A 13,529-nucleotide genomic window follows, 5' to 3' on the forward strand; every position below is an offset into this window, starting at 1 on the left:
CATAAGCGCGACCAATTCTCAAAATAAATTTATTAACAGTGAAACTTAACAATAAAAACAGCGACTAATCATTAGGGTGTACCCTTTGAATCCAATTTAATATAAAATGCCCACGGAAATTTCTTATTTCCATGGGCATATCGATGCTAATTTTTAATCTTCGCTTAAAAGGATCTCGTCTAGCTTCATTTTGACAGCTTCGTATACGAACATTGCACTTAGCGCATAAGGTAATACAATTCTACTGCCATCCTCAGCAGGGAGTAAGCCTTTCGTAATTTTCAAAGAAATATATGTATAAGCAAGATTCGCTAGCTTGTTTTCATCATTATGATTTTCAGCAGCAAGTACACTGAACGGAATAAATTCTACACTTAATTTCTCTGCAAGTGCTAGAGCATCTTCGTTTTCACTAGATCTAGTGATGATCCAAACGCGATCTGCACTTGTAAGTTCGGTATCGGAAGTCCAAACTCTCAAACTTGGGAATTTTTCTACGGCATTTTCTGCATTTATCGTAATACTTTCCATTTCACCGAATGCTGCAAAGTATATAAAGCCTTCTCTTGCAGCCGCTTGTGCAAGAAGTCTAGCAGTTTCTTCAATATTTTCTTCCTCCGAATTTACTATTCTTTGGAGGAGACCTGTCAGTTGTGTCGTTAACATTTTCATTCTTTTTTCACCTCAATTTTTATTATAGTGTAGGAAAAGATAAACGTAAAATGGGTATTTTTTAGAATCTTTAGAAGGAAAATGTATATTAATAGCGAATAGTATAGAAGGGGAAAATTTAATAAAAGGGGTTTGTACATCATGAAACACATATTAATCGTAGATGATCAACTAGGAATACGAATGCTCTTAAAAGAAGTTTTTTCACAGGAAGGCTACGAAGTGAGCTTAGCGGCTAACGGCCCAGAAGCTTTGGATATTGCTAGTGAGGAAAGTTTAGATGGTGTATTATTAGACATGAAAATTCCAGGTATGGATGGAATAAAAATCTTAACTTTACTTAAAGAAAAGTATCCAAATTTACCTGTCATGATGATGACAGCATATGGAGAGTTAAACCTAATTCAAGAAGCAAAGGATTTAGGTGCTTCTCTTTACTTTACTAAGCCTTTTGATATATTCGAAGTGCGTGATGCAGTAAATAATATATTAAAGAAGTAGTACATAGGCAGGCAGTGGAAAACATGGCCTTTTTTTGTTATGATGAAAAGTGGAAGACGCAGTTTAGCTTTTACAACAATATATTTCTGTAACTTGAATAACAGGCGTCTGCAACAGATAAATTAGAGAGAGAAAAATGATGTACAAATGAGAGTGTATGAAAATAGAGGAGGTCCATTGGAATGGCTTTAGTATCGATGAAAGAAATGCTTGAAAAAGGAAAAAAAGAAGGTTATGCGGTAGGGCAATTCAATATTAATAACCTTGAATTTACTCAAGCTATTTTACAAGCGGCAGAGGAAGAAAAATCACCAGTTATTTTAGGTGTATCCGAAGGTGCGGCAAAATATATGGGCGGCTTTACAACAGTTGTACATATGGTAAAAGGTCTAATGGAAGACTATAAAACGTCAGTTCCAGTGGCAATTCACTTAGATCACGGCTCAAGTTTTGATAAATGTAAAGCAGCAATCGATGCTGGATTCACTTCTGTTATGATTGATGCTTCTCATCATCCATTTGAAGAAAACGTCGAAATTACTTCTAAAGTAGTGGATTATGCACACGCACACAATGTTTCTGTAGAAGCAGAGCTTGGTACAGTAGGTGGGCAGGAAGACGACGTAATAGCAGATGGCGTTATTTATGCTGATCCTGCGGAATGTGCGGAATTAGTGAAACGTACTGCAATTGATTGCTTAGCGCCAGCACTTGGTTCAGTTCATGGGCCTTATAAAGGTGAACCTAATTTAGGTTTTGAAGAAATGGAAGAGATTTCTAAATTAGCAGATCTTCCGTTAGTATTACATGGTGGAACAGGTATTCCTACACATGATATTAAACGCTCAATCTCATTAGGGACAGCTAAAATCAATGTGAACACGGAAAACCAAATTTCTGCTACTAAAGCGATTCGTGCATATTTGGATGAAAATCCAAATCAGTATGACCCACGTAAATACCTAACACCAGCACGTGATGCTATTAAAACAACTGTTATTGGTAAAATGCGCGAATTTGGAAGCTCTAATAAAGCATAAATCAGTAAGATATAATAGAATGTGGGGAGAAGTCTTCTAGTGAACATACAGAAGCTTCTCCTATTTTTCCATCATAAGGAGGAACTTATTAAGATGAAATTTTTTATAGATACAGCTAATTTTGAGGAAATTACAGAAGCACACGCATGGGGTATTTTATCCGGAGTTACGACGAATCCTTCGCTAGTGGCGAAAGAAAATATTTCATTTCACGATCGCCTTCGCGAAATTACAGCATTAGTAAATGGTTCTGTAAGTGCAGAAGTAATCGCATTGGATGCAGAGGGTATGATTAAAGAAGGTAGAGAACTTGCAGCAATTGCACCGAATATTACGGTGAAATTACCGATGACACCTGAAGGGCTAAAAGCATGCGCAGTTTTTAGTTCAGAAGGAATCAAAACAAATGTGACGCTTATCTTTAGTGCAAACCAAGCGCTATTGGCAGCTCGAGCAGGTGCAACATATGTATCTCCATTTTTAGGTCGTTTAGATGACATTGGGCATGATGGAATGGAACTGATTGCGAAAATAGCTCAAATCTTTGCTATTCACAACATTGATACAGAAATTATTGCAGCTTCTATCAGACATCCTCAGCATATTACGGATGCAGCTTTAAATGGTGCTCATATTTCTACAACTCCATTTAAAGTATTAAAACAACTATTCCATCATCCTTTAACAGATAAAGGAATTGAAGGATTTCTAGCGGATTGGAACAATCGTAAGAGCGAGTAACAAGACGAAGGAGAAACGTATGGAAGTTTATAAAATAAAAGGAGCTAATCGTTTACATGGTACGATTAAGGTAAGCGGGGCAAAAAATAGTGCAGTAGCGCTAATTCCTGCTTCCTTGTTAGCGAACTCTCCAGTAACTATTGAAGGCCTGCCAGAGATTTTAGATGTATGGACATTGAAAGATATTCTAGAAGAATTAGGTGCAAAAATCACATTTGAAGACGGAACGATGACAATTGATCCTACAAATGTAGTGGATATGCCCTTGCCAAATGGCAATATTAAAAAGCTGCGAGCATCTTATTATTTAATGGGTGCACTTCTTGGAAAATTTAATAAAGCGGCTATTGGATTACCTGGAGGATGCCACTTGGGACCTCGCCCAATAGATCAGCACATTAAAGGCTTTGAGGCATTGGGTGCTAACGTATCGAATGAGCATGGCGCTATTTATTTACGTGCAGAGAAATTGGTTGGCACGAAAATTTATTTAGACGTCGTAAGTGTCGGGGCAACTATTAATATAATGCTTGCTGCAGTACTTGCAAAAGGTAGAACAATTATTGAAAATGCTGCAAAAGAACCAGAAATCATTGATGTTGCCACATTGCTATCAAATATGGGAGCGAATATAAAAGGTGCTGGGACGAATGTCATTCGTATCGACGGTGTTGAAGAATTACACGGGACAAAGCACACAATCATTCCAGACCGAATTGAAGCTGGAACATTTATGATTATGGCTGCTGTAGCAGGTGACGGTATCACGATTGACAATGTGATTCCATTTCATGTAGAAGCATTAACAGCAAAACTACGAGAAATGGGAGTAAAAGTGGAGGAGCATGAAGAGAAGATTTTCATTCCGAAAGCTCAAAATTTACAAGCAGTCGATGTGAAAACTCTTGTGTATCCTGGGTTTCCTACGGATTTACAACAACCTTTTTCGGTGTTGTTAACGCAAGCTAACGGAACTTCCGTTATTACCGATACTATTTACTCAGCTCGATTCAAGCAAATTGATGAACTACGCCGTATGAACGCTAATGGGCGAGTGGATGGTAGAACTGCTATTATTACGGGGCCAGCCAAGCTTGAAGCCGCCACTGTTCGAGCGAGTGATTTGCGGGCTGGAGCAGCTCTCATACTTGCTGGATTGATCGCTGAGGGTGAAACGGAGATTCAAGATATTTTCCATATAGAACGTGGCTATAGTTCCATTATTGAAAAGCTTCGAGGACTAGGAGCAGATATTAGAAGAGTGGAAATTAAAGAAATAGAAGTAAACTCAGAATAAAGTACTTCCACCCAGACTATAGGCGCCTATCAGCACAAGGCAAAATGCCCATTTTGCATGTTAGCAAACTCGTTGCTGATAACCGGCGCCTTACTTTTCTTATTTGACAAATATGCTACAATGGTACAGGAAGAAACACAGACCGGAATATAAACCGTAAAACGGGAGGCATATATTAAATGGAACGTAGTTTATCAATGGAATTAGTTCGTGTAACAGAGGCAGCAGCAATCGCATCTGCACGCTGGATGGGACGCGGATTAAAAAATGAAGCAGATGACGCAGCAACTACTGCAATGCGCACAGTTTTTGACACAATTCCAATGGAAGGTGTCGTAGTAATTGGGGAAGGTGAAATGGACGAAGCGCCGATGTTATATATCGGAGAAAAGCTTGGACATGGAACTGGTGGTCCCCAAGTTGACGTGGCAGTGGATCCGTTAGAAGGTACAAATATTGTAGCTTCAGGTGGATGGAATGCACTTGCAGTTCTTGCAATTGCTGATCGTGGAAATCTACTTCATGCTCCAGACATGTATATGGACAAACTGGCAGTAGGTCCAGAGTCCGTTGGTCAAGTTGATATTAACGCACCTGTTATTGATAATTTACGAGCAGTTGCACGTGCAAAAAATAAAGACATCCAAGACGTAGTGGCAACAATTTTAGGTCGCGACCGTCATCAAAAAATTATTGATGAAATTAGAGCTGCTGGTGCACGTATTAAGCTAATTAATGATGGTGATGTAGCTGGAGCTATAAACACGGCTTTTGATAATACTGGCGTTGACATTTTATTTGGAATGGGTGGTGCTCCTGAGGGAGTTATCTCTGCAGTTGGATTAAAATGTTTAGGCGGAGAAATACAAGGAAAACTAGTGCCGCAAAATGATGAAGAGCTTGCTCGTTGTATTAAAATGGGACTAGACGTAAACAAAATTTTACGTATGGAAGACTTAGTAAAAGGTGACGATGCGATTTTTGCAGCAACTGGTGTAACAGACGGTGAACTTCTTCGTGGAGTACAATTCAAAGGTGCATTTGGTTCAACGCACTCAATCGTTATGAGAGCTAAATCTGGTACAATTCGTTTTGTTGAAGGAAGACACAGCTTAAAGAAAAAACCGAATTTAGTTCTATAAGAATAACTTTTATCGCTTAATTCAATTCTAAAATGAAAAGTGGTTTAGACTCCGAGGAAGCTTTCAAAGATATTGCCTGTCAACATAACTTTGTTTTGCTTCCTTCATGAGAGTCTTACATAAAGCGTGATAAAATAAAACTTCTCACATGAATACCCTCCATAACAGATTAGGTCATCTTGGAGACAAATGCATAAATTAGAAGGTCGGACCTCAAAAAGTCTTGAAAACGCTTGTCAGTCGAGGTATTCTAAGTTCACGACATCTAAAACTGCATTTGTTAACATTCTAATCAGCCAATTCTGATTGGGTATCCTCTTAACAAACTTCAATCCTATTAACCTTAATCAACAGTTACAAATAGATAAGTGTAGACAATCCATTTAGGTGAAGCCATTAAAAAATGTAGTAAATCTAAAGGAGAGCAATAGTTGTCGCAAATTCAACTTGTTGTATTTGATTCCCAAAAATAAATAGGAACATAAAAATAAAATAAAGAGTGGTGCAACGCCAATGACACAAACAACAATTAATGAGTTAGAAAGTATGACTCTAAAAGAGCTTTATACACTTGCAAGAAAGTTCAAAATTGCAGCGTATAGCAAGCTTACAAAGAAAGAACTTATTTTTGCTATCTTAAAATCTCGAGCAGAACAAGAAGGCTTCTTCTTCATGGAAGGTGTTTTAGAGATTATTCAACAAGAGGGCTTTGGATTCTTACGTCCTATTAACTACTCTCCGAGTTCAGAGGATATTTATATTTCGGCATCTCAAATTAGAAGATTTGACCTTCGAAATGGTGATAAAGTAACAGGAAAAGTTCGTCCTCCAAAAGAAAGTGAACGTTATTACGGCCTACTTCATGTGGAACTAGTAAATGGTGAAGATCCAGAAATAGCGAAGGAACGAGTTCATTTTCCTGCTCTAACACCTTTATATCCGGACCGCCATATTAAATTAGAAACCGTTCCTGAAAAACTATCGACTCGCATAATGGATTTGGTAGCACCTGTTGGATACGGACAACGTGGTTTAATTGTTGCACCTCCAAAAGCAGGGAAAACGTTATTAATAAAAGAAATCGCAAATGCTATTACGACGAATCATCCAAATGCGGAACTGATTGTTTTATTAATAGATGAGCGTCCAGAAGAAGTTACAGATATAGAACGTTCAGTAAAGGCGGATGTTGTGAGCTCCACGTTTGATGAAGTTCCAGAAAATCATGTAAAAGTAGCGGAACTTGTTTTAGAAAGAGCAATGCGCTTAGTAGAGCATAAACGTGATGTAATCATTTTAATGGATTCAATCACGCGTCTTGCCCGTGCATACAATTTAGTAATTCCTCCAAGTGGACGTACACTTTCCGGAGGGATTGACCCTGCTGCATTCCATCGTCCAAAAAGATTTTTTGGAGCTGCTCGTAATATTGAAGAAGGCGGTAGTTTAACGATTCTTGCTACTGCACTAGTTGATACTGGTTCTCGTATGGATGAAGTAATTTATGAAGAGTTCAAAGGTACAGGTAACTTAGAACTTCATTTAGATAGAAGTCTTGCAGAACGTCGTATTTTCCCGGCAATCGATATTCGTCGCTCGGGTACGCGAAAAGAAGAACTTCTCATTCCAAAAGATCAATTGGACAAGCTTTGGGCTATTCGCAAAACTTTTTCCGATTCATCCGATTTTGCGGAGCGTTTCTTAAAGAAACTTCGACAAACAAAAACGAACGAAGCATTCTTTGAGCAACTGGCAGTAGAAATGAAAGCGCATCGCAGTGGGAAAGTTTCTCTATAATCGAAGAACTTGCATTTTAATAACAGACATGCTATTATGTTCAATGTAAGTTTACAATTTTCTGCTACATATACGGTTGGCAATCAATCGGATCGTGTAAGGTATCAGTTTTATAACCAACTCTGTTCCAGATGGTTCAGGGCGAGAGGAGAGATAGAGATGAAAGCAGGAATTCATCCCGATTACAAAGAAGCAACAGTATCATGTTCATGTGGTAACACATTCACAACTGGTTCTGTAAAATCAAACATCAGTGTCGAGTTCTGTAACGAATGTCACCCATTCTATACTGGACGTCAAAAATTCGCAGCTGCGGATGGCCGTGTTGATCGCTTCAACAAAAAATACGGTATCAAAGAAGAAGCTAAAAACTAATTACCAAGTACCTGTAAAGCACAATTGTGTTTTGCAGGTATTTTTGTTTTTTTGAATATTATCTATGTAGATGCCAGCCTCTTTATGTTATAAATGAATAGAGGAAAATTAGAAGATTCACAAGGAGAATTCAAATGGCACAATTATTTTTTAAGCACGGTGCAATGAATAGCGGAAAATCTATTGAGATTTTGAAGGTTGCACATAATTATGAAGAACAAAATAAACCTGTTCTTATTTTTACACCTGGAATCGATACAAGAGATGAAGTAGGATATGTTTCTAGTAGAATAGGTTTAAAGAGAAAAGCAACAGCTACATATGATGATACGAATTTATATGAATTGGTAAAAGAACATTCACCAAAACCTTATTGTGTGTTAATTGACGAAGTACAATTCTTGAAAAAAGAGCATGTTTTACAATTGACTAAAGTAGTGGACGAGCTAGACATCCCGGTGATGGGTTTCGGTTTAAAAAATGACTTTCAAAATGAGTTATTTGAAGGTAGCCGTTATATGCTCATCTATGCCGATAAAATCGAGGAAATGAAGACGATCTGCTGGTTCTGTCATAAAAAAGCAATTATGAATTTACGTGTGGATGAGGCAGGAAAGCCTGTATATACTGGGGAGCAAATTCAAATTGGTGGCAATGACACTTATTACCCTGTATGTCGAAAATGCCACGCCAATCCACCTCTATAAATAATGGACTTCAAAGAGTTATCTCACGTGAGATAACTCTTATTTTGAGAAATGGTCTCGGCTTCTTTGGATTTAGTCTCGTTTCAGAGGGAAATGGTCTTGCATAGCCGTGAATTGGTCTCGGTTGCAACGTAATTAGTCTCGAAGTGCCGTTTTGTAACATTGAAAGGAAAATAATTACACGCAAAATATATCAGAGACTGATATATGGTTGCTGATGTATGGGAATTGGTTGCTTTCATTTTAATATGGTTGCTCCCATAGACAAATTAGTCTCCCTTCGCTAAAATAAACACTCTTCATTAGAAAAAGTAGCGAGGAAGAGACTTTTTCTTTATAATAGGAATGATATAGACTTAAATGAACGAGGTGAGCTCGATGTTTGATCGATTACAATCGGTAGAAGATCGTTATAATAATTTAAATGAATTGCTTAGTGACCCAGATGTGGTCAATGATACAAAAAAACTAAGAGAATATTCAAAAGAGCAATCAGATTTGCAGCCGACAGTAGATGCGTACCGTGAATACAAGGATGCAAAAAGTCAATATAACGACGCAAAGCTGATGTTAGATGAAAAGCTCGATGCAGATATGCGTGATATGGTAAAAGAAGAAGTAAATGATTTGGAGAACCAAATTGCAGAGCTTGAAGAACGTCTTAGAGTTCTATTGATTCCAAAAGATCCGAATGATGATAAAAACGTTATTATGGAGATTCGTGGAGCTGCTGGGGGAGACGAAGCTGCTTTATTTGCAGGGAATTTATTCAGAATGTACAGTAGATATGCAGAAACACAAGGCTGGAAAATTGATATTATGGAATCCTCTCCTACTGGACTTGGTGGATTCAAAGAGATTATTTTCATGATTAATGGAACGAATGCTTATTCCAAAATGAAATATGAGAACGGTGCCCATCGTGTACAACGCGTACCAGAAACAGAGTCTGGTGGACGTATTCATACATCCACTGCAACTGTTGCTGTTCTTCCGGAAGCGGAGGAAGTGGATGTTGATATCCATGAAAAGGACGTTCGTGTGGATACATTTGCATCTTCTGGAGCGGGTGGACAATCCGTTAATACGACCATGTCAGCTGTTCGTATGACGCATTTACCAACAGGTATTACAGTTTCCATGCAAGATGAAAAATCGCAAATTAAAAACAGAGAAAAGGCTATGAAAATTCTACGCGCTCGCGTTGCTGATAAATTCCGTCAAGAAGCACAAGCCGAATATGATGCAGTTCGTAAATCTGCCGTAGGTACTGGTGACCGTTCAGAGCGAATTCGAACATATAATTATCCACAAAATCGTGTGACGGATCATCGCATCGGTTTAACAATTCAAAAGCTTGACCAGATTTTAGAAGGAAAGCTGAATGAAGTAGTGGATGCATTAATATTGGAGGATCAAGCCGAAAAATTAGAAAGAATGAATGATACCAATGTGTAAAACAACTTATGAGGCCCTAACCCGGGCTTCTTCTTTTTTAGAAGAGAATAATCGAGAAAAAGAAGTGGCTCGTTATTTGTTGCAGCATGTATTAAAGAAAAATTATTCTGAATTGATGATGGCTATGTATGAAGAAATATCCCAAGAAGCGTTCCAAACTTTTTGGGCATATGTGGAGGAGCATGCAACTGGTCGTCCTTTTCAATACATTATTGGACAGGAAACGTTTTATGGGAGAGATTTTATAGTAAACGAAAACGTCTTAATCCCTCGACCTGAAACAGAAGAATTAATAGAAGATGTAAAAAAACGTGCATTAAAATTGTTCGATACCAATAAAGTCTTACAGATCGCTGATATCGGAACTGGAAGTGGTGCTATTGCGATTTCCATAAAAAAAGAAATGCCGAATACTATAGTAACTGCAACCGATATTTCAACCGAAGCACTCCGAGTTGCGATGAAAAATGCTCAGCGTTTAGACGCCGAAGTTCGATTCAAACAAGGTGATCTACTCGCGCCTATTGCAAATCAAAAATGGGATATCATCTTATCTAATCCACCCTACATTGGACAACAGGAAGCAGAGTCCCTTTCCGATACCGTAATAGAATACGAGCCACATCTAGCATTGTTTGCAGAAGAAGATGGATTGCAATTATATAGAAAAATGGCAGAACAGCTTCCTGCCATGATGAATATCCCAAGTTTAATAGGCTTTGAGATTGGCTACGAGCAGGGCACAGCCGTTCAAAAGATGCTTCAAAAAGCATTTCCTAATGCGGCAGTAGAAGTGGTTAAGGACATTAATAAAAAAAATCGTTTTGTTTTTTGTACAATCAATGAATAAGTTATGAATCTATTGGTAACAATGTTCCTAAGGGAGGAATGTTATATGTTACCAGATTACGAGATAAAAAGAACACCAAGGATTGGCAAACAAATAGACGCGGTTATTTTATTTGTATGGATGTTGCTACTTATTCAATTTTGTTTATTTATTCTATTTCAACCTATGGAGCAAACAGATGGAACACGATTTCGTCTTATTGCCAATAGCAATTCGGTAGAAGATCAACAATTTAAAAATGAAGTAAGAGATAGTATTGAGCCTATTTTACGAAGTTACGCAAGTAATCCCGAGAAAACTTATGCACAATTAGAAGAAGTTGTGGATAATTTATCAGAAAAATATGAAGATAAAATTATTTTATCCACAGGACAAGCATTGTTTCCTCCGAAAGTGTGGAATGATGGGATAGTAGCACAAACATACGTAGACTCGATTGTTATTAAAATAGGCAGTGGTCGCGGGGATAATTGGTGGTGTGCACTGTTTCCAAAAGTTTGTTATAAGGATGAAATGAAAGAAGAAAAGAAAAAAGAGAAACCTAAATTTTTTGTATGGGAATGGTTAAAAAAGAAGTTTTCCACATAATAATCCACATATAATTAATAGTTATACACAAAATGTGGACAACTTATAGAGAAAGGAGTAATTACGACATGAAAACACAAATTGTGAGTGTGGATAACTTATCCACAAAAGAACTTGGTTATACACAAGCTGTGGATTTATTAAATGATGGAGAAACGGTCGCATTTCCAACAGAGACAGTGTATGGTTTAGGTGCTGATGCTACCAAAGAAACTGCTGTCCGAAAAATATTCGAGGCGAAGGGAAGACCGCAGGATAACCCATTAATTGTTCACATTGGTGATAAAAAAGATCTCCATTCATTTACGATGAATATACCAAAGCTTGCCATGGAATGTATGGATGCATTTTGGCCAGGAGCCCTAACGTTGATTTTGCCATTAAAACCAAATACTCTTGCTGAAAACGTTACAGCCGGATTAGATACAGTTGGTGTAAGAATGCCTGAGCATCCAATAGCCCTAGAATTACTTAGACGTTTAAAAAAACCGGTTGCTGCTCCGAGTGCAAATAGAAGCGGAAAACCTAGTCCGACTCAGGCAGTCCACGTGCTACATGACTTAAAAGGAAAGATACCTTTAATAGTAGACGGAGGTACAACAGGGATTGGCTTAGAATCTACGGTTTTGGATGTTACAACTGAAAGACCAACAATTCTTCGTCCAGGTGGAGTTACGAAAGAAATGCTTGAAAAAGTGATTGGTCCAGTAAATGAAGCAAAACTGACAGATAAAGCAGAAGCTCCTAGAGCGCCAGGAATGAAGTACGCACATTACGCACCGGATGCTCCAGTCTATTTAATAGAAGCTTCGATAATTGAAGTTCAAAAAGCAGTGGAAAGCATACATAGTGATCATAAAAAAGTAGCGCTAATTGCAAGTGACCTATACAGTGAAAGTAATGCGGATTACTTTTTTACATTAGGCAAGGAAAATCAACTGGAAGATGCTGCACACCTATTGTACGAAGCTCTTAGAAAATGTGATGAATCAGATGCTGATTTAGTCCTTGTACCAGCTTTTCCTAAACATGGTGTTGGAAGTGCGATTATGAATAGATTAGAAAAGGCTGCTAAAGGTAACTGGTATAGTTAATAATCTCTTTGAATATTAGCGATATAGATGTAGAGGAATAGTTTAAAGACTGTAATGAAAACGCTTGTTAGGCGAGGTGCGGAAGCGAATAGAACTTAAGTTCATTTGCTTACAACGAGTGCTAGCAACGAAGAATGAAAGCATTTCTCATACAGTCTGAGTGTATTCTCTCCTAATAGTTTGCATATAGTTAATTATGCAAATGGACGGGGGAGATTTTTTTGTGGCGTGAAATTTTGGCTGGTGTATTAATGTCTGTGGATGTACTAATATTGTTTTCTCTAGTATCTTATAGAAAACAAGTATTTACTCTAGCTGCATGGGTTGCGGCATTACATATGCTTTTTCCTTTAATCGGTTATTACGCAGGGATTATCGTGCAGAATTATCTTCAGCATGCAAGTCCCTATTTATCTGGAGTTCTTCTTTCATTACTGGGATTACAAATGATTCTTACACAATCTCCAAAGCAAGCTCCTCTTTTATCTCCGTTTCTATTGGCAGTCGTAGCAAGCGTTGATACCTTTTCAGTAAGTATTTCATTTGGTATGCTAAAAGTAGAGAAGTTTATATTCATACTCAGCTCGGGAATTTTTTCATTTTTAGCAGTGTTTATTGCGCAAAATATAATATATAAGTATGCAATTATGAACCGAGCTTTCATCATGAGATTTGCGGGATTGATATTATTAATAATGGGAATTTTAACGTTACAAAATAATTAACCGTATTTTGTTGATTCACACAATATAGTCAAAAATAATCATAAAATTTAAAACAATTATAGGACTTTTTATTATATACTAGAGATGGGGAATTAGTACGATGAATATATTATTTGTTTGCACGGGAAATACGTGTCGTAGTCCAATTGCAGAGGCATTGTTGAAAGAGCGTCATTTAAATGGTGTGGAGGTGCGTTCAGCAGGTATTTATGCGATGGATGGAGGTAATATGTCTTCAAATGGGCAAAAAGTATTGGAGAATGGATCTATCCAGTTTAAACATAAATCATCCGCATTAAATGAACAAATAGTTGACTGGGCAGATATCATATTAACGATGACGGCATCCCATAAACAAGCTATCATCTTTGCATTTCCGCATGCGATATCAAAAGTCTACATGTACACAGAGTACGTAACACCCCAAGCTGTACGTGATGTATCTGATCCATATGGTGGAGACTTGCGTACATATGAAGCTACGTATAGAGAATTGAATGTACTAACGGATGAACTAGTGAAAAAACTTCAGGGGGATTAAG

The 13,529-nt window shown here is 37.7% G+C and carries 15 protein-coding genes; 14 read left to right on the forward strand and 1 reads right to left on the reverse strand.

The window, feature by feature from the left end; genetic code table 11:
• Window positions 1-153: 153 nt before the first annotated feature.
• Window positions 154-672, reverse strand: coding sequence for a DUF2529 family protein (locus P2Q73_RS16805; RefSeq protein WP_056828072.1), 519 nt, complete (start codon window positions 670-672; stop codon window positions 154-156).
• A 141-nt stretch (window positions 673-813) separates the two neighbouring features.
• On the opposite strand from P2Q73_RS16805, the gene P2Q73_RS16810 reads away from it, so the two are divergent.
• From P2Q73_RS16810 to P2Q73_RS16875, 14 genes are all read left to right on the forward strand, one after another.
• Window positions 814-1,173 carry a response regulator gene (locus P2Q73_RS16810; RefSeq protein WP_053590542.1) on the forward strand — a complete coding sequence of 120 codons (360 nt, stop codon included), beginning with the start codon at window positions 814-816 and terminating at the stop codon, window positions 1,171-1,173.
• A 182-nt stretch (window positions 1,174-1,355) separates the two neighbouring features.
• Window positions 1,356-2,213, forward strand: a complete 858-nt coding sequence (locus tag P2Q73_RS16815; protein WP_053590541.1) for a class II fructose-bisphosphate aldolase — start codon at window positions 1,356-1,358, stop codon at window positions 2,211-2,213.
• A gap of 93 nt (window positions 2,214-2,306) precedes the next feature.
• The gene (gene fsa, locus P2Q73_RS16820) at window positions 2,307-2,954 is read left to right on the forward strand and encodes a fructose-6-phosphate aldolase (RefSeq protein WP_275789261.1); all 648 of its coding nucleotides are present in this window, start codon (window positions 2,307-2,309) and stop codon (window positions 2,952-2,954) included.
• A 19-nt stretch (window positions 2,955-2,973) separates the two neighbouring features.
• Window positions 2,974-4,251, forward strand: coding sequence for a UDP-N-acetylglucosamine 1-carboxyvinyltransferase (locus tag P2Q73_RS16825; RefSeq protein WP_275789262.1), 1,278 nt, complete (start codon window positions 2,974-2,976; stop codon window positions 4,249-4,251).
• A gap of 179 nt (window positions 4,252-4,430) precedes the next feature.
• Window positions 4,431-5,393 (forward strand): class II fructose-bisphosphatase, encoded by a 963-nt coding sequence (gene glpX, locus P2Q73_RS16830; protein ID WP_056828065.1) that lies wholly within the window; start codon window positions 4,431-4,433, stop codon window positions 5,391-5,393.
• Window positions 5,394-5,906: 513 nt separating this feature from the next.
• Entirely contained in the window at window positions 5,907-7,190 is a 1,284-nt protein-coding gene (rho, locus tag P2Q73_RS16835; RefSeq protein ID WP_056828064.1) for a transcription termination factor Rho, read from the forward strand.
• Between the two features lie 159 nt (window positions 7,191-7,349).
• Entirely contained in the window at window positions 7,350-7,565 is a 216-nt protein-coding gene (gene rpmE, locus P2Q73_RS16840) for a 50S ribosomal protein L31 (protein WP_053590536.1), read from the forward strand.
• A 134-nt stretch (window positions 7,566-7,699) separates the two neighbouring features.
• Window positions 7,700-8,272: a thymidine kinase gene (locus P2Q73_RS16845; RefSeq protein WP_053590535.1), complete on the forward strand. Its 573-nt coding sequence runs from the start codon at window positions 7,700-7,702 to the stop codon at window positions 8,270-8,272.
• Window positions 8,273-8,650: 378 nt separating this feature from the next.
• Window positions 8,651-9,730: a peptide chain release factor 1 gene (gene prfA / locus P2Q73_RS16850; RefSeq protein ID WP_056828062.1), complete on the forward strand. Its 1,080-nt coding sequence runs from the start codon at window positions 8,651-8,653 to the stop codon at window positions 9,728-9,730.
• Window positions 9,723-10,580 carry a peptide chain release factor N(5)-glutamine methyltransferase gene (prmC, locus tag P2Q73_RS16855; RefSeq protein WP_345798856.1) on the forward strand — a complete coding sequence of 286 codons (858 nt, stop codon included), beginning with the start codon at window positions 9,723-9,725 and terminating at the stop codon, window positions 10,578-10,580. The genes prfA and prmC overlap by 8 nt, the downstream gene beginning before the upstream one ends.
• 45 nt (window positions 10,581-10,625) lie before the next feature.
• Window positions 10,626-11,168, forward strand: a complete 543-nt coding sequence (locus P2Q73_RS16860) for a stage II sporulation protein R (protein ID WP_275789265.1) — start codon at window positions 10,626-10,628, stop codon at window positions 11,166-11,168.
• Window positions 11,169-11,236: 68 nt separating this feature from the next.
• On the forward strand, window positions 11,237-12,262 hold the full coding sequence (locus P2Q73_RS16865) for an L-threonylcarbamoyladenylate synthase (RefSeq protein WP_275789267.1): 1,026 nt from the start codon (window positions 11,237-11,239) through the stop codon (window positions 12,260-12,262).
• Window positions 12,263-12,483: 221 nt separating this feature from the next.
• Window positions 12,484-12,987 carry a manganese efflux pump gene (locus P2Q73_RS16870; RefSeq protein WP_053590530.1) on the forward strand — a complete coding sequence of 168 codons (504 nt, stop codon included), beginning with the start codon at window positions 12,484-12,486 and terminating at the stop codon, window positions 12,985-12,987.
• Window positions 12,988-13,087: 100 nt separating this feature from the next.
• Window positions 13,088-13,528: a low molecular weight protein arginine phosphatase gene (locus tag P2Q73_RS16875; protein WP_275789270.1), complete on the forward strand. Its 441-nt coding sequence runs from the start codon at window positions 13,088-13,090 to the stop codon at window positions 13,526-13,528.
• Window position 13,529 lies beyond the last annotated feature (1 nt).

The organism is Bacillus sp. Cr_A10 (assembly GCF_029222665.1).
Classification (GTDB): Bacteria; Bacillota; Bacilli; order Bacillales_A; family Planococcaceae; genus Psychrobacillus.

What these genes read in the sequence shown, in the direction of transcription:
- P2Q73_RS16805 (WP_056828072.1), bottom strand. Translation starts at nt 672, where the DNA reads ATGAAAATGTTAACGACACAACTGACAGGTCTCCTCCAAAGAATAGTA.
- P2Q73_RS16810 (WP_053590542.1), top strand. Translation starts at nt 814, where the DNA reads ATGAAACACATATTAATCGTAGATGATCAACTAGGAATACGAATGCTC.
- P2Q73_RS16815 (WP_053590541.1), top strand. Translation starts at nt 1,356, where the DNA reads ATGGCTTTAGTATCGATGAAAGAAATGCTTGAAAAAGGAAAAAAAGAA.
- fsa (WP_275789261.1), top strand. Translation starts at nt 2,307, where the DNA reads ATGAAATTTTTTATAGATACAGCTAATTTTGAGGAAATTACAGAAGCA.
- P2Q73_RS16825 (WP_275789262.1), top strand. Translation starts at nt 2,974, where the DNA reads ATGGAAGTTTATAAAATAAAAGGAGCTAATCGTTTACATGGTACGATT.
- glpX (WP_056828065.1), top strand. Translation starts at nt 4,431, where the DNA reads ATGGAACGTAGTTTATCAATGGAATTAGTTCGTGTAACAGAGGCAGCA.
- rho (WP_056828064.1), top strand. Translation starts at nt 5,907, where the DNA reads ATGACACAAACAACAATTAATGAGTTAGAAAGTATGACTCTAAAAGAG.
- rpmE (WP_053590536.1), top strand. Translation starts at nt 7,350, where the DNA reads ATGAAAGCAGGAATTCATCCCGATTACAAAGAAGCAACAGTATCATGT.
- P2Q73_RS16845 (WP_053590535.1), top strand. Translation starts at nt 7,700, where the DNA reads ATGGCACAATTATTTTTTAAGCACGGTGCAATGAATAGCGGAAAATCT.
- prfA (WP_056828062.1), top strand. Translation starts at nt 8,651, where the DNA reads ATGTTTGATCGATTACAATCGGTAGAAGATCGTTATAATAATTTAAAT.
- prmC (WP_345798856.1), top strand. Translation starts at nt 9,723, where the DNA reads ATGTGTAAAACAACTTATGAGGCCCTAACCCGGGCTTCTTCTTTTTTA.
- P2Q73_RS16860 (WP_275789265.1), top strand. Translation starts at nt 10,626, where the DNA reads ATGTTACCAGATTACGAGATAAAAAGAACACCAAGGATTGGCAAACAA.
- P2Q73_RS16865 (WP_275789267.1), top strand. Translation starts at nt 11,237, where the DNA reads ATGAAAACACAAATTGTGAGTGTGGATAACTTATCCACAAAAGAACTT.
- P2Q73_RS16875 (WP_275789270.1), top strand. Translation starts at nt 13,088, where the DNA reads ATGAATATATTATTTGTTTGCACGGGAAATACGTGTCGTAGTCCAATT.